12 protein-coding genes and 3 pseudogenes are annotated in these 16,288 nt (G+C 56.7%); 7 read left to right on the top strand and 8 right to left on the bottom strand.

What is annotated here, in order from left to right; genetic code table 11:
- Window positions 1-71 precede the first annotated feature (71 nt).
- The 3 genes from QD461_RS31325 to QD461_RS31335 form a co-directional block, all read right to left on the bottom strand.
- Window positions 72-1,055, bottom strand: coding sequence for an ABC transporter substrate-binding protein (locus QD461_RS31325; protein ID WP_414091020.1), 984 nt, complete (start codon window positions 1,053-1,055; stop codon window positions 72-74).
- Between the two features lie 985 nt (window positions 1,056-2,040).
- Window positions 2,041-3,288, bottom strand: a complete 1,248-nt coding sequence (gene kynU, locus QD461_RS31330; RefSeq protein ID WP_414091021.1) for a kynureninase — start codon at window positions 3,286-3,288, stop codon at window positions 2,041-2,043.
- Between the two features lie 420 nt (window positions 3,289-3,708).
- The gene (locus tag QD461_RS31335) at window positions 3,709-4,464 is read right to left on the bottom strand and encodes a GntR family transcriptional regulator (RefSeq protein ID WP_414091022.1); all 756 of its coding nucleotides are present in this window, start codon (window positions 4,462-4,464) and stop codon (window positions 3,709-3,711) included.
- Between the two features lie 276 nt (window positions 4,465-4,740).
- On the opposite strand from QD461_RS31335, the gene QD461_RS31340 reads away from it, so the two are divergent.
- The 4 genes from QD461_RS31340 (at window position 4,741) to QD461_RS31355 (ending at window position 8,692) form a co-directional block, all read left to right on the top strand.
- Entirely contained in the window at window positions 4,741-5,676 is a 936-nt protein-coding gene (locus tag QD461_RS31340; RefSeq protein WP_414091023.1) for an ABC transporter substrate-binding protein, read from the top strand.
- A 5-nt stretch (window positions 5,677-5,681) separates the two neighbouring features.
- The gene (locus QD461_RS31345; protein ID WP_414091024.1) at window positions 5,682-6,650 is read left to right on the top strand and encodes an amino acid ABC transporter permease; all 969 of its coding nucleotides are present in this window, start codon (window positions 5,682-5,684) and stop codon (window positions 6,648-6,650) included.
- On the top strand, window positions 6,647-7,426 hold the full coding sequence (locus QD461_RS31350; protein ID WP_414091025.1) for an amino acid ABC transporter ATP-binding protein: 780 nt from the start codon (window positions 6,647-6,649) through the stop codon (window positions 7,424-7,426). The genes QD461_RS31345 and QD461_RS31350 overlap by 4 nt, the downstream gene beginning before the upstream one ends.
- 69 nt (window positions 7,427-7,495) lie before the next feature.
- Window positions 7,496-8,692: an amidohydrolase gene (locus QD461_RS31355; RefSeq protein WP_414091026.1), complete on the top strand. Its 1,197-nt coding sequence runs from the start codon at window positions 7,496-7,498 to the stop codon at window positions 8,690-8,692.
- 205 nt (window positions 8,693-8,897) lie between these two features.
- Here QD461_RS31355 and QD461_RS31360 read toward each other — a convergent pair.
- Window positions 8,898-9,147: pseudogene (locus tag QD461_RS31360) on the bottom strand (DDE-type integrase/transposase/recombinase); the annotation flags it as partial.
- A 464-nt stretch (window positions 9,148-9,611) separates the two neighbouring features.
- Here QD461_RS31360 and QD461_RS31365 point away from each other — a divergent pair.
- Both QD461_RS31365 and QD461_RS31370 read left to right on the top strand, forming a co-directional pair.
- Window positions 9,612-10,607 carry a PAS domain-containing protein gene (locus tag QD461_RS31365; protein WP_414091027.1) on the top strand — a complete coding sequence of 332 codons (996 nt, stop codon included), beginning with the start codon at window positions 9,612-9,614 and terminating at the stop codon, window positions 10,605-10,607.
- Window positions 10,594-10,968, top strand: a complete 375-nt coding sequence (locus QD461_RS31370) for a response regulator (RefSeq protein WP_414091028.1) — start codon at window positions 10,594-10,596, stop codon at window positions 10,966-10,968. Before QD461_RS31365 ends, QD461_RS31370 begins: the two co-directional genes overlap by 14 nt.
- Window positions 10,969-11,492: 524 nt before the next feature.
- Here QD461_RS31370 and QD461_RS31375 read toward each other — a convergent pair.
- Together QD461_RS31375 and QD461_RS31380 are read right to left on the bottom strand one after the other, a co-directional pair.
- Entirely contained in the window at window positions 11,493-12,065 is a 573-nt protein-coding gene (locus QD461_RS31375) for a cytochrome b (RefSeq protein ID WP_414091029.1), read from the bottom strand.
- A gap of 263 nt (window positions 12,066-12,328) precedes the next feature.
- Complete coding sequence (locus tag QD461_RS31380) at window positions 12,329-13,120, bottom strand: SDR family NAD(P)-dependent oxidoreductase (protein ID WP_414091030.1); 792 nt, start codon at window positions 13,118-13,120, stop codon at window positions 12,329-12,331.
- 451 nt (window positions 13,121-13,571) lie between these two features.
- Between QD461_RS31380 and QD461_RS31385 the strand changes: the two are divergent.
- Window positions 13,572-13,957, top strand: a pseudogene (locus tag QD461_RS31385) (IS6 family transposase); the annotation flags it as partial.
- 293 nt (window positions 13,958-14,250) lie between these two features.
- Here the strand turns inward: QD461_RS31385 and QD461_RS31390 are convergent.
- Entirely contained in the window at window positions 14,251-15,390 is a 1,140-nt protein-coding gene (locus QD461_RS31390; RefSeq protein WP_414091031.1) for an alginate lyase family protein, read from the bottom strand.
- A 490-nt stretch (window positions 15,391-15,880) separates the two neighbouring features.
- Window positions 15,881-16,288: pseudogene (locus QD461_RS31395) on the bottom strand (peptidase C14 caspase catalytic subunit p20); the annotation flags it as partial.

The following is a 16,288-nucleotide window of genomic DNA, read 5'->3' on the forward strand; positions in this document are numbered from 1 at the left end:
TGCCGATAGATCGGTTGCGATGCGATGTCTTGGTATTAGGACTCCGCATCGCGCCGATCGGAGAATTTGATCTACTTGCCGAATGCAAGTCCGATAGGTGAGGGTGGTTGTGGAAAGGCGGAGGCAGGTGAACCGATTGGTGTCAGAACTGCTGAATCGACGTTGAGAGTGCCTAAACCCCATTTATTCAGAATGGCCTGGTAGGTGCCGCTTCTGATAATGACATCCAATGCCGCAGCGATCACCTTGGCGAAATCCTTGTTTTCGCCAGCAATGGCGATGCCATAAGGGTGATCAGGATATTCTGGGCCGACCACCTCGAGCCGCCCTTCGGACATTTTCGCGACATATATGAGCGGTGAGCCATCGCGATAATTCGCATCCGTGCGTCCGGTCAGCAAAGATTGGTAGACCGAGTCGGAGTTGTCGTAGGTGTCGAGCCGTACGGGTTTCTTACCCAGTGCGGCGCACTTGGCAGACACCTGTTCGATCACGTCGTTGTGGAGCGATCCTTTCAGCGACGCCACAGTCAATCCGCAGAGATCTTGAAGTCCGTTGATCTTCTTGGGGTTCCCACCCGAAACCAGAAGCCGTGCGCCTGCCTTTTCGTAGATGACGAAATTGACCTTGGCGCCACGTTCTGCCGTGGCGCTCATGGCGGCGATGGCCATGTCGAAGCGACCGGCATCCAGCCCCGGGATCAGCGCATCGAAAGAGGCATTGGTGAATTCGACCTGAATGCCAGTGACCGCGCCCAGCGCTCTGGCCAAATCAACCGAGAAGCCCTCAGGCGTGACCCCATCTTCGCCGTAGAATTGCTGCGGTGCGTAGCCGAATGTTGAGACGACACGGATTACCTTGCGGTTTCGTATCGCCTCGGGCAGCTGCGCATGAAGTGCGGTGTTTTCGGCTGGCATCCGAAAGTCTTCAGCTTGGGCGGTCGCTGCCATGAGCGTCGAAAGACCGAGCACGACAGCGAGGCGCCTTGCTGCTTTCGGTTTGTTCAGGCGAATTGGCATCATCATTCTCCCCTCTTGTTGATTGCCGATAAACAAACAGTACTGCGTACTTTCAATAAGTCAATGAGCAAGTTTGATTTGAATTTCGGTGATCTTAGTCCCTATATGTCGGCAATCTAGTGACGCCTATTCGGGTTGGTGTCGTTGGAGAACAGAAAAGCGATATATAAAACAAACATATAACGACTATCTGCCAGGGGAGATTCGCCTGTGGGGATTTGTACAGCGAAGCACGCCGGCTGGGTTTCCGTTTGCTTGGTCGCTCGGTAAATATAAACAATATAGCGTATACAGCGCATATGCATATGTCGTGACTTTTGGCTGACAGCCGCGTACTTGCGCTGGCCCGACACTGTGGCGATACGAATCTGGTCAGACACGTCGACCCAATCGTACATTCCAGCGGGAAAAAGAACGCAAGGATATGATTGAATTCCAAACACCTGCTTTGTCGCCAAGCGCGGGCATGGCTACTGATACTCATTCCGCTATGATCCGTGGGCCGCATGAGCGCCTATAAGCTACTCGATTGATTTTTGCGCATGCGTCCTCACCGCGATGCATGATGCACAGCTCGGTCGTCATCGGGTATGCGTTATTATCGCTTGTGCCTGCCGGGATCTTTTTGAGTGAAACAAGCATCTAATGTGCGTATCTGGTGATCTACCAGGATCTATTGTGCCGAGACGTATGGACCTGGTGTGCGTTCGAAACTCAAATGACAAATTCGACCTGAGTTTAGCGCGTTGGTTCCGCGCAGTATCAAGATCGCGAGGCCCAGCTCGCTTACCAGGCCTAGAGAGACAGGGTCATGCATTTTATGCCCCATTTGGTGCCAGGGGCACATGCCTCTACGCTGATCCAATGCAGATGGCTGACCGGGGGGTGTATGTATCGTTCAGTTTGGCCCCGATGGTGCCGAATTGGGCAGTGACGCCCAACTCTTCGAGAATCGCGATCCTTAAATCCGTTTTCCCTCATGGAAGCGAAGTATGCTTGTTTTCTAAGCTGTAATTCCCCATCAGGTCACGGCGGTCCGCAGTGCGAAACGTGGCTCTCGAAAGGCTTCCGTTCGCAACACATCTTCCAGGATGTCAGCCGCCATCAAGACATCCTTGAAGCCAACATAGAGCGGCGTGAACCCGAAGCGGATGGTTGCCGGCGCGCGAAAATCGCCGATGACGCCGTGCTCGATCAGTGCCTGCATGATCTCATAGGAGTGAGCGTGGGTGAAGGATACTTGGCTACCGCGGCGCGCCGGATCTCGTGGTCCCTCCAAGACGACACCGTAACGACCGCACTTCGCTTCCACCAGTTGAATGAAGAGTTCCGTCAGGCGGACGCTTTTTGCGCGCACGGCGTGCATATCGACGTCGTCCCAAATGGTCAGGGCGCCGCTCAATGCCCGCAATGCCAATGCCGACTGTGTGCCGCACAAGAAGCGGCGGATCCCCTGACCAGGCGCGTAGCTGTGCTCGAAAGCAAAAGGTCGCGCATGGCCAAACCAGCCGCTCAGTGGCTGGTTCATGGTGTCGTGATGCCGTGCTGCCGCATAGACGAAAGCCGGCGAACCTGGGCCGCCATTCAGATATTTGTAAGTGCAGCCGACGGCGAAATCGGCGTTCGCTTCATCAAGAGATACCGCCAGCGCACCTGCTGAATGGCAGAGATCCCAAACCACGAGCGCGCCGGCGTCCTGGACCTTCTTCGTCAGCGCGGCCATGTCGCGCATCTCACCCGACTTGTAGTTGACATGGTTGACGAGAACGACCGCGACCTCGGTGTCGATGAGGTCTTCGATCGATGCTGCGTCAATGCCTTCAAGACGCAGCTTGGCACCTGGGATCGAAGAAATTGCGCCTTCGGCCATATAGAGGTCAGTCGGAAAGCTGGAGCCTTCCGCGACGACAACGTTGCGGCCTGGACGCATGGCAATCGCTGCACGCAACGTTTTGTATATGTTGATGGAGGTGGTGTCGGTTACCACAGTCTGACCTGGCGCTGCACCGATCAGGCGTCCGATGCGGTCGCCGAGCTTGGTTGGCAAATCGTACCAACCGGCGGTGTTCCAGCTCCGGATAAGGCCGTGTGCCCACTCGTCCTCCGCAGCCTTCCTCAACTCGGAAAAGACTGCAGGCGCTGCGGCGCCCAGCGAGTTTCCGTCGAGATACGTCACTCCTTCCGGCAGGACGAAACGCGCCCGGAAAGCACGCAATGGGTCGCCCGCGTCCATAGCTTCGATGGCTGCAAGATCGGGTAATGTGATCATGGTCTTTGGTTTCCTCCCTTGTGCGAAAGGCGTCGCCCCCATCTCCAAAGGGGCAGTCGCAGAGAGATCATAGCTCCAGTCAGTCGATCGTCAAATAAAAATATATAATATTTAGATTTCAATCGATCTATATATATTAAGTGCTGTATGCCGACTTTATATATATTCGGAATCGCCCAGACGACTTTCGTCGCTACCGGCAGCAAACGCCTAGTCGCGTCGAAAAAATGCGTTGCGCGGCGAGGCGCTGTAATGTTCTCAGGTGCGTTCATCCCGGTTCTTGTGGAACGAGATGCGTTGGTCGGTGGCAATTAAGTCAGCTTGAGGCTTCCGGCCGCATCTCTGTTTCTTCGTCGTTCTGTGCGGTGATCGGCGTAGCGGGTGGCTGTTCCTGCGCTTGGGAGGCAGGAAATGTGGGGTCTATAACCCTGTCTCTAGTTGTACCGTCTCATAGGTGCTCACCGTCAGGCCTATGTCCTCCACAAGGAGAGCGATCGCCTTTCTTTCGTCGCGGGCAAGGGCGGCCTCCATCAGGGACGTGTGATGTGCCAGGTCCGAAGCTTTTTCGAGCAGCGCGGAATATTGTTGTTCGTCGAGATGCTTGGGGCCTCTTCCAGCGAGGCTCGGCGAGAAAAAGAGATTCCGCTGATGGCGATGCAACTGAACGTAGATCTGCACGAGGAAGCGCTTCAGCCAGATCGAAGGGCTTCCGTTCAAGAGCGCAAGATGAAACGCGTCATGCCGTTCTTCCCATCGCGCAAGTTCCTTTTCCGATATGTTTGCGCGTAGGGGTTCTGCCTGTGCAAAACCATAATGAGCAGCGACCAGCTGCTGCTCCCAGCTATCATCGCCAAGTCGGATCGCTTCGCGCAACAGATCGGTCTCTACCGTCGCACGAGCCTTCTGCAGGTCGAGCAGTTCGGCATGTGAGACGCTGGCAACGCGATAACCGCGGTTGTGCGAGAATGTTACGAGCCGTTCCGCTTCAAGCCGAGACAATGCCTCGCGAAGCGGCGTCATTCCGAGGCCATAGCGCTCACGAAGCGATGGAATGGTCAACGGCAGCTCGGGCGCAAGATGGGCGTCGAGGATATCACGCCTGAGGCGCGCGAACGCCTCTTCCATCTTCGATGTTGACGCAGTGTCTTTGCCGGGCAAGTCGCTCTTCGTATCCATATCGTCCTCCAAATCGTATATGATCCATGTGGGTATATATAATTGTTGCGTACCGTTTAGGAAACTGCTATTTATCATATACGATCTGATCAATTATCGATGATTATGATCGAAGGCAATGGATCAGCTGACCTGTGGGAGCAGGAAAGCGATGCGATGCTTTGCTGCGTCGATCCCCGATCGGTCGCCGCGGGAGCAGGCGCAACCCCAATTGTCAATGAACATACGGTTCGGTCGCGCTTCGCCGAACCGGGACACTTCAGGAGGAGGAAGAAGATGTCATCGCAATATCCCGGCAAGCGTCGGATTTACATGGCAGTTGGTACGATGCTGGCAGGTTTGACCCTATTTTGCGGCGGCACGTATAGGGTGGAGGCCGGTTCAGCGGCAGGTTCCGGTGAGGCGGCAAATGCCGGGTTCAACAGTGCCGCTCCGCTCGCCAAGCTGGTGCCGGACCCATATCAAAAAAAGGGCGTGCTCACTGTTGCCACCCAGCCTGATTTCGAGCCGGCCAATTTCACGCCGATCGGCGAGACCGGCATCAAGGGTTACAACGTCGATCTCATGGAGGCTATGGCAGCGAAGCTCGGCCTGCCGGTCCAATGGGAGAAAGTACCCTTCGATCAGATCCTGATCGGCATGCAGAGCAAGAAGTTCGATGCCGCCATAGCGGGCATGACGGATCGTAAGTCGCGCCAGGCGCAGGTTGACTTCATCGACTATCAGCTGGCCGGTTCGGTCTTCATGGTCGCCAAGGGTAATCCAAAAGGGATAACTGGCGCACCGGATGGAGGCTGCGGCATAACCGTTGGCGACGTCAAGGGTAGCGACGCGCAGCGATTGGTCGACCAGATGGTTGCAGCCTGTACCGCCAAAGGCAAGGAGCCCACTAAGCTGGTCTTATACCCGACGGGCGGCGACAAGATTCTCGCTCTCACCTCCGGTCGCACCGACGCAATGATATGGCCGGACCTGGCAATGTCTGTCCTCAAGCGTCAGGTCGGAGATGTGCTCGACTCCACACCGATCGATTTTGAACCGAAAGTGTATCTGGGGATGACGTTCAGCAAGGATGAGCCGGCTCTTCGCGATGCCTTTGTTGCTGCGCTGAAGGCAATCCACGAAGACGGTACCTATGACAAGATTCTCGCCAAGTGGGATGTCAAGGTCATCAAGCTCGATGCCTATGGCGTCAATCTGGCGAAGGACTGACTCCCATGACGGACTTACACGGCGATGGGATAGATCCCCGCCGGCCCCAGCTGGCCGCCGCTCATTATGTGCGGCGGCCAGGAGAGGAGCCAGCAAAACAAGAGGCGCCGATCCGCGCGAAACGGCGGACAAGTTATAGTCAGATCGTCACTGCGCTTGCCTTTGTCGCGTTGCTGTCGATGTTCGTCATATCGCAGGCGAACAACCCGCGGATAGAATGGGGCGTTACCGCTCAATATATCTTCCACCCTGTGGTCATGGGCGGGATCGGCGTGACGATCCAGCTATCGATAATCGCGATGCTCTGCTCCATCGTGCTCGCATTCGCCGTCGCCTTGATGATCCAGAGCCAGAACAAAGTTGCAAGCGTTCTCGGGCGCGTATACGTCTGGTTCTTCCGCGGCGTGCCCATGCTGGTGCAGGTGCTGCTCTGGTACAATCTCGCCATCCTTTTCCCGACGATCTTTGGATACGACACCAACAAGCTCATTTCCGGTTTCACGGCCGGCCTCATAGCCCTTTCCCTGGCTGAGTCAGGCTATATGGCCGAGATCATCCGTGCAGGCCTCATGTCGGTACCGGCGGGGCAGACCGATGCAGCCATGAGCATGGGGCTGACACGCGGCCAGGCATTGCGGCGGATCGTTTTGCCGCAGAGCATCAGGGTGATCATCCCGCCGACCGGCAATCAATTCATTGGCATGCTGAAGGCGAGTTCACTTGTCTCGGTCATCGGTGGTAGCGATCTGCTCACCAGAGTTCAGCTTATCTACGGCCAGAATTTCAAGATCCTGCCGTTGCTACTCGTTGCGGTGCTTTGGTACCTGGTACTGGTCACTGTGGCCAGCATCGGACAGCATTTCCTGGAGAAGCGCTTCAATGCCTCTCAGGTAAAAGCGCAACAAACGCGCAAGACCGCACGGCGTCCGCAAGTCGATCAGGCAACCGTAGCGGCCAATGGAGGCACGGCATGATGGGCGCCGCAATGTCGAATACGATGCTCAAAATCGAGGCTGTCAACAAATGGCTCGGCGACAACCATGTTTTGCGGGGCGTCGACATCACGGTACGTACCGGTGAAATCGTGTGCGTGCTTGGGCCTTCGGGATCGGGAAAGAGCACGTTACTGCGCTGCATCAATCACCTCGACCCGGTCGATGGCGGCATCATCGAGGTCGAGGGCAAGCGCATCGGCTACGAGCTTCGCGGTGGCGTCCTTTATGAGCAGGACGAGCGGGCTGTCGCCAAGGCGCGCCAGCGGATCGGGATGGTGTTTCAGCATTTCAACCTGTTCGGCCATATGACGGCGTTGGAGAATGTCATCTATGGTCCGGTGAAGATCTTGAAGCGGCCGCGCCGGGAGAGCATCGACAAGGCGAGGGACCTGCTTGCGCTCGTCGGGATGACGGAGCGAGCAGGGTCTTACCCGAGCCAGCTTTCCGGTGGTCAGCAACAGCGCGTTGCTATTGCCCGAGCTCTCGCGATGGAGCCGCGGCTGATGATGTTCGATGAGCCCACCAGCGCATTGGACCCCGAGCTCGTCGGCGAGGTCCTCGCCACGATGCGGAAAGTGGCCGATGAGGGCATGACCATGCTCGTCGTGACGCACGAGATCGGTTTCGCGCGCGAGGTGGCCGACCGCGTCGTGTTCATGGATCAGGGACGCGTGGTCGAGGACGGTCCGGCACGCGATGTGCTTGACAATCCCGCGCACGAACGCACCGCAAGCTTCCTGCGCCGCGTCCGCTGAACCTGCAAACAAAACAACTTCATTCGAAACGACGATCGTCCCAACGATCGACAGACAAGGAGTCTCTTGATGACTGATCAGCACTATAGGCTAACCAACGTGCGGCCCTGGGGTGCCGACCCCGTGGATATTGCCATTAAGGACGGACACATTGCAGACATTCGCCCTGCTGCGGCCGCAACGGCTGCTGGTGATGTCGACGGTGGCGGTCTTCTTGCCTTGCCCGGCTTCATCAATACCCATTCACATGTTGATAAGAGCTGGTGGGGGCAGCCCTGGGTCTCTTACACCTATTCGGACCATCCGACAGTGGAGGGCTGGATCGCCAACGAGCGCGCTCAGCGTAGCAAATACAACATCCCGAATGCGTCATCCACGGCTGCCGTATTGCGCGAGTTTCTCCGGCACGGGACGACAGCGACGCGTACGCACATCGATATCGATCTCGACATCGGGCTACGAGGTCTGGAGTGCGTAAAGGCCGCACTGAAGGAAGTTGGTGACGCCATTCAGGTAAAAACAGTTGCCTTTCCGCAGGACGGCGTCTTGCGTCGACCTGGGGTGCTGAAGCTTCTCGATGAGGCAGCGCAGGCTGGCGTGGATTATATTGGCGGTCTCGATCCGGGCACAATCGACCGTGATGTCGAGGGACAGTTGGACGAGCTTTTCGACATTGCGGTAACCCGTGGCGTCGGGCTTGACCTGCATCTGCATGATTTTGGCTCGCTCGGCGTTTATGAGTTCCGGCAGGTCGTGCGGCGTACGATAGATGCTGGGTTGCAGGGGCGCGTGAACATCTCGCACGGCTTCGTCCTCGGCACGCTGCCGCAAGCCGTGCAGGCCGAGATCGTCGAAGGGCTCGCCGAAGCTGGTGTCTCGTGGACGACCGTTGCGATGGGAGGAACCGCGCCGCTTCCATGGCAAGGAATGCAAAAGCACTCCGTGCCGTTGGGGCTCGGCACAGATGGTATCCGCGATCTGTGGTCCCCCTTTGGAGATGGAGATCTGTTGCGCATCGCGTTCCAGTTTGCCAGGTTGCATGGGCTCCGTCACGACGACAAGCTGATTGCAGCGGTAGAGTTGGCGACGCGTGGCGGCGCACATTTTGTCGGACGCAACGTGCACGATCTGGTCGTAGGCGCGCGCGCCGATATCGTGCTTCTGGACGCAGAGAATGTTCCCGATGCCTTGGTGCGTTGCCCGCCGCGACGGCTCGTGCTTTCCGGTGGTCGTGTAGTCGCCCGTAATGGCGAGATCCTGGTCTAATCTGACGGCAGCAATCGACGAGTAAAACCGGGGAAGCTGGATAACAGCCAATCCAGTTTCCCCAGCCAAACGGCCCTCACTCCCGGACGTTCGCAAGCGCGACTGTAGCCGGGATGGCAGGAGAGTTTGCTTAGGTCTTTAAGTCCAGCACGGGAGTTGTCAGCTTATCGAGCGATGATCGAACTGTTGCCTCGCGTCGCTAAGATCAGGCAACGGCGTCGGTCACGGCTTTCCAAAGCGCTATTGCGCGGATGCAGTGGCTGCGCGTGGCCAGGCGGATTGCTTGGGACGCGGGATGACGGAGGGCTTTCGAAGCGCCGAGAAGATCGAGACGAACCGCTGCAAGCGACCAACTGATCGGAAACCCTCCATCGTGCGTTCTTGGTTTAGCAGCGGCAGATGAGAATTTTCCGCTCGATTGTTCTGGCCTTGTCGGATCGGTGCTCGCCTCGCGGCTTTCGTCCAGCCGTAATGCCTCGACCAGGCAGGTTCAGCGGAAACTGAAAGTACAACCAGACCGTATGGGCAATTATCTGTTGCGGCAAACGGTAACGTTTGCAGCCGATGGCGGGACGCATCATCCCACCATCTCTACCCCCCACTCACCGGCAGCCGGTTTATGTGACGGAACCATTGCAAATGTCGGCGCGGAGACCCCACGCTCATTTATGACCAAGTACTGCTGCAGACCAGGGGAGCAGGTTTGGTGGCAATATCAATTTTGTGACGATCGCCACGGCCCCAATCAAAAGTCAATCGAACGGGAGTATAATGGCCGCCAAGGAGGTTCGCAGAGTAGCGCCATTGGTAAAGCACTTTGGCGAAACTTCCGAGATCAGCAGTCTTGCCGGCGCTCGGCCTCCCAATAGTTTAGGTAGAAAACGCTAGTCGCTGGCGATGTTCAATTAGAGGGGTCGGTATGATGCTGGAAGATCTATACCGCCTGTTGCGAAGCGGGCATGCCCAGGCGCAGGGCGTAGTCGATACAATGACCCAGCCGATCGTTGTCCTTGACCAGAACCTATGCGTCTCCACGGTGAACAATGCATTTCTTGAAACTTTCAAGGTCGAACGAGAGGAGATTCTTGGCAACAGTCTTTTTGACCTGGGCAACGGCCAGTGGGATATCGGCGAGCTTCGACGGCTCATCGCCGAGGTCATCCCAAAGGCCGCGGCCATTATCGGTTTCGAGGTGATGCATAACTTCCCGGCGATTGGCCAACGTACCTTTCTCGTCGACGCACGCCGTCTCGTCCATCCGGATGACAATAGCACCAACATCCTTGTCATCTTCGACGATGTGACCGAAAGGCAGCGCCGCGACGCCGAGAAGGATTTCATCATCGCGGAGACGCGGCACCGCATGAGAAACCTTTTCGCGGTGGTGCGATCCCTCGCGATGCGAATGGATGCGGAGGGCCTAACAGGCATCGACTACCGCAGCCGCTTTCTGGGGCGCCTCGAGGTCACTCTTCATGCGCAGGAGATCGCCGCCGTCAATGAAGCGACCGATTTTGAAACCCTGCTGCGGCGAACGGTCAGCGATTCCGGAGTGGGCCATCTCCATTGCGAGGGGACCGCTATTCAGATCCCGAGTTCGAAGATCGTGCCAATCAGTATGATGTTCCACGAGTTGGCAACCAATGCGTTGAAATACGGTGCGCTTTCCGCTCCATCCGGCGCATTGCATGTCGGATGGTTGCAGGAGGACGGACCCGAGAACCGTCCGCACTTAGTAATTCGGTGGCGCGAAACGGGCGGCCCACCGGTCGCGCCGCCAAAGCAAAGAGGGTACGGCACGGAGCTGATCGAAGGCACCTGCCGACATCTTGGCGGTGCTGTGGAACTTAACTTCGACCCAGAGGGTTTGGTTGTTACAGTCAAACTCCCTTGGGAACCTCATGTCCAAACCTGAAAGAGGCGAAGTTGCGTATAGGGTCGTTCTTGTGGTGGAGGACGAATTCTTGATCGCTATGGAGCTTGAGAGTGCGCTGACGGATGGGGGCTTCCGGGTGCTCGGCCCGGCAAGCTCGGTCAATCAAGCTCTTGATCTTTTGGCCAAGCAACGTCCGGATGCAGCGGTTCTCGATGTCACGCTCGGTCACGAGAAAGTTACGCCCGTCGCTCAACTCCTGACCTCATGGGATGTGCCGTTCATCCTCGCTACCGCAAGCGATGCGGCGGAACTTGCCAGGCACGATGTTTTGGCCAAAGTTCTCAACCTCGGGAAGCCCACCGACATGAAGCGCCTTGTGGAGGTGGTTCGCTCCCTTTAGCCCCGCGACTCTCAATGGCCCAAATAACACAGCTTCTTTCAATTGTTTGCTGAAAACACGCCGCGGCCTCCGCGACGTCAATCTGACCTTTAAAGAAGCTTTTGCACCAATGGCTTGACGGCCGCTGAATGGATCATCGACAAGGGGAAATAAGGGTCAGAATGTTGCGAAACTCGACATCGGCACTCAAAAAGTTGAAAGATTGGGTAATCAAGATACGAGCGGTGTTGGGATAGAGGCGCGCTCTCCGCCAAGTCTGCGGAATAAGTCGGCCCCCGTCAGGTACCTGGAACGGGAGGACGAACTTTCTGCGAGATGATGGCCAAGCTTTCAGCCGGCGAAGATATTTCTTCGCTTCTCAAAGGCCGTAGTCCCGGGCTCGCCCCAAAGCGATGGCGACCGATCAGTCGATCAACTCCGCTTCGTTTCTCGAAATTTAGGAATGTCGTTCGGAACTTAGACGAAGCCCAATATGATGCTGTTTGCCGGACCGAGATTGCTGTCTTCGTTAGCAGCTTCTGTTTCTACAACATGCGTCGAAGCACGTCAGCATCGCCCTCCCTGTCTTCCAGCCGATGTTTCATTGCACCCATGAGATGCAGAAGGATGCAGCACAATAAAGCATAGGCGCTGTACCTATGGAGCAATTCGAATACGACGAATGCTGCGTTATTCTTGGGAAGGAGTTCGGGAATTCCAGACAGAAAGAAAAACGGTACTCCATCGCTCTGCGTGAAGCTGCTCGACATGGGGTAGCCGAGCACCGGGGTGATCAGCGTCAGCATAATGATAAGTCGATGAACAAGGTGCGAAAGCCATTTCTCCCATGGCGCGAGGTGCGCTGGCGCACCGGGAATCGCGGCGCCATGTCGCCAACGTAGGCCGAGATGTATCAGTGCCAGAAGCCAAACCAGAATGCCGAACTGTTTGTGGTTGGGATATAGCAGGGACGATGTCGTAAGGTCGTTTTCTGGCAGGCGCGTCATATACAAGCCGGATGCCAACAAGCCAAGGATCAGTGCCGCGCGTAGCCAGTGAAGAATACGCATCGAAAGCGGGTATCTCTGGCCATGGCCTTCGTGCGGTTGTTCAGTCATGCAAGCTCTCTACCAGGATGGCGGATCCGTAAAGAATACATACCTCGGCAATGTGGGCGCTATATGGATGATGTGTGGACATAGGGTGAATAGGGCGCGTTTTCTCAACCGGTCCGTCCAACGCCAATCTTCTGTCTGAGGTCCTTGAGAAGGCTGCAAACCACGGCGCACTATGTGCACTTTGTCGATATTATCTGGTTGCCTATAAAGTTTATCATTCGTGACAATGAGCGGATTGCGGGATAGCGTCTTGGCCATGGTGGTCAGAACGCACTCTTCACCACACCACCATCGACCCTGAGTGCCGCACCATTGGTGGCCGATGACAGCGGGCTCGCCACGTAAGCGACCATGGCTGCCACTTCCTCAGGCATCGTGAAGCGCTTGATCAGCGAAGTTGGGCGGACTTTCTCGAAGAATTCGGCCTCGAATTGTGCGAATGGCTTTCCTTCGGATCCGGGCAACGCGGCGACAAAATCGACGATGCCGCGTGACTTCGTTGGGCCTGGCAACACGCTGTTGACTGTAATTGCGGTGCCGGCGACGGATTCGGCGATACCTCGCGCTGCTGCAATCTGGGCCGCCTTGGTCACACCATAGTGCACCATCTCGGCCGGAATATGCACGCCGCTTTCGCTCGATATAAAGATGATGCGGCCCCAATCGCGCCGGCGCATCGACGGCAGATAAAGACGCGCGAGACGAACACCTGAAAGCACATTGACATCGAAGAAGTGCCGCCAGTCAGCGTCCGGGATCTCTTCGAACGGCTTAGGTTCGAATATCCCGAGGTTATTGATCAGGATTTCGACATTCGGAAAGCGTTTTGTGACCGCATCGGCAGCTTCCGCGGTTCCGAGATCGCCGGCAAATCCTTCAACGCTACCGCTTCCAATCGTAACAAGTTCGGCGACCGCATGATCGACCGCATCCTGGGTTCGTCCGTTGACGATGACATGGGCGCCTTCGCGAACGAGAGCTGCTGCAATCGCATGACCGATGCCGGCGGTGCTGCCGGTGACGAGAGCTAGCTTACCATTGAGCTCGAGGTTCATGATACTTCTCCGATGAAAGATACAAGAGGTAGAGAGCGCATAATAGGCGTGTTTCCTCGCGGGCTCGTTGCAGTTCCTATGCCCGCCGGCGTCGGGTCGGGGCGCGAGTGGTATCGAAGACAGATGCCGGGTCCGCATTTCGGTATTGAGCCATTCCCCAATCCGCGACCGCAACTTTTGGGCTTGGTCACATTCCGGTGTTCGGCGCACCCTGCGCTAACTTAGAGCTGTTGGCAAACGTGTGGTGTACCAGCACGATGGTCTTCGGCGGTCGGTTGGCAACGGAACCGGCGAGCGCAGTCGACCAGGCCGCAGCGAGTATTGGAATTGTATCGAGAATGTCAGTTTTCCTGGCCTAAGGGAGTGCACCTCAGTGACCTTCGACGGAGAATAGGATTTCAGGACATCGTAAACTTAACGGAGCTTGGAATTTGATGAGCGATGATGGGGGATGACAGATCGTGACCCTATCTACCGCCGGCATCGCTTTCCAGCCGAAATCGTCGCCCACGCGGTGTGGCTTTATTTCCGCTTTCCGCTGAGCCTGCGGATGGTCGAGGACATAATGGCGGTCGAGGGATCATTGTTTCGCATCAGACGATCCGACTGTGGGCGGAGAAATTCGGGCGAGCCTTCGCTAACGAGATCCGCCGGCGCTCATCTGGGCGGCTCGGCGACAAATGGCATCTCGACGAAGCCGCCGTTTCGATCCGTGGGAAGAGGCGTTGGCTGCGACGCGCCGTCGATCAGGATGGTTTCGTTCTCGACCTTCCGGTGCAAAGCTGCCGCAACGCCAAGTCATCAAAGCGTCTGATGCGCAACCCGTTGAAGCGGCAATGCTGGGTGCATTGCAACAGAACGGTTCGATGACGAATACCGCGCTTGCGGAATGGATGAACCTTTCTGCATTGCAACGTTCGCGTCGACCTTCTGTCCTTGAGGAACTCAAGATCATTGAAGGTTATACTGCTCGGCTCAACGCCATCAAACTCGGCCGCAGGTTCGCTCGACCCAGGACGACTGGTTACGCTTTGCGGTTCAAACCCTCGTGGGGGGATGGAGACTCTAGTCTCGTAATACTATTTCTTTCAATCAGGCAGAATTTTACGGCGATCTTTAGGAGCTGCTCCCTACTTCAATGTGTAGGTGAGAGTTCCATAGCCGAGCTGGTCAAAGCCACCGCTGTTCGGACCGTAATTGCCACCGCCACCCTCTGGGCGTACCGCTTTGGCGGCCATTGCCAGATTGGGCGCGTCAAGGCCTTTCAGGACGACATAATGGTTGTAGAACAGTTCCCAAACCGGGCGCTTATCGCCACGACCGTTGCTTGAGATCACGTTCTGGATCACGTCGCTGTTGCTATAAGAAGTATAGGGAACATCGCCGCCCTGATTGTATTTTGCGATATATTCGACGCCTTTCAGCACGCGATTGTCCTCGTAGCCGAAGAGGTCGTCATGCTGGTTCCATGCCATCTGGCAGAACGCGCCCAGTAGAGCGACGTTGAGCGTGTTGTGTCCTTGATCGCGGCCGCTTTCCTGCGTCTGTCCTAAACCGTCCGGATAAAGCTTCCACACCACATGGTCGATGGCGCCGTTGCCCTTGCCGTATTTGAAATAATCGACCGCCTCGTTGTAGATGTCGCGTCGGTCGGTCAGAATGCCAATGGCGAGCATCGAATCCATATTCGCCAGGTCCCAATTGGCCCAGTAGTGATCTACCTTCGCTCCGTTGTGTCTGACCAGAAAGTCATGGTTCATTGGATAGAAGACCGTCAGCATCATCGTCTTGAAACGATCGAAGTTCGCCGTGGACCACTTCTGATAGCCGTGCATGATTTCAGCCACGGCGGCAAGTTGATAGCCGTAGACGCCAGAGGCGAGAAACTTGTCAGACGTTCCGCCAATTCCCGTCAACTTGCCGGACCAAGCATCAAGGATGGTAACGGCTTTATCAGCATAGGCATTGTCACCACTGATCTTCCAGCGCAAGGCGAGCGCGTAGGCAGCAGCCGTGTCGTTGAACAGAGCGGAATAGTTTTCCGGGTGGATGCCATCGGCCCCGCGATAGACTGTCTCAACAGGATGCGGCGTCCAGTTCAATGATGCATGCCGGTTCTTGATTAGAACGTCCCAGTCACTCATCCACGGCTGCGCATTCTGAGCGACCTTGGCTTTCATCCGGGCAAAATCGACTTGGGTATGCAGAGCGCCGGGATGCACGAAAACGCTTGAAGCCGCATTTGTGGTACTCGTGCCAATCAGGACCATGATTATCGTGCCGGCGAGCGCGCATATGCGTCTGTATGAAAATTCCAATTGACTAACCCCCTATGGGAACAACTGCTTGGGTCCTCGCCCACCGTCTCTTGTGGGAAGTTTAGTTTGTGGTTCTTCTCAGAACCAATGGCTGGTGCGGTAGATGATCTTTTGCTGATTGGCGTTGATATCCGAACCAAAGTCCTTTTTGCCGAAATAGGCCCGATCTTTGTCGCAGAACCGCGCGCTCTTAGCCCGCCGGCGTTACGGCGGACTTTGATCTCTGCTTGGCGCTCGTCGACGCCGAAACGGTCCATAAATAGCCATGGCCGTTGCCCGGCACAATGTGCTGTTCATGCGCTCGCCGGGACGACAATCCCAACCCAGCAGCGCTCTCGCGATCCAAGCAAATGTCACGCCCCGCAGCCATATGTTCGACAGGATCGCTTACGAACCGGTGGATAGTTGCTGACTGCAGGGCATTCTTGCTTGCCATAACCGGTCAGTGACATGCAGGCAGGCCGGGAGCGCCGCATTTCTTCCTTTCCGGAGGTTTCCGCGGCGGCGGTGGTTTCCTCACCTGCTGCTGCGCGACCTTCGGCTGAGGTTGGGGCTTCGGTTGAGCGCGCGGCTTCGGGGCCTGCGCGACGACCTGTCGTGTCGGCATGGGCCTGGAAGCTGCCGGCGTGGGCTGCCGACGCGGTGCGTTCAAGACGCGAGGCTGGTTGTTGCCCGGCGGCCGAGCATTGTTGACCACATTCGGCTTCGGCGGAACCTTGGCGGCAATGGTAGGCGACGCCGGCTTCACTGCTTGCCCGTGCGCATTGGGCTTCGGTGCGGCGGCAACGGAGTTCGGCGTTGCGCCGGGAACAGCCGGAGGTACAGGGGTTTTGGCAATCGGATTTTGCCC

Origin of the sequence: Rhizobium sp. BR 314 (assembly GCF_047445805.1) — a bacterium.
Taxonomy (GTDB): Bacteria; Pseudomonadota; Alphaproteobacteria; order Rhizobiales; family Rhizobiaceae; genus Rhizobium; species Rhizobium lusitanum_B.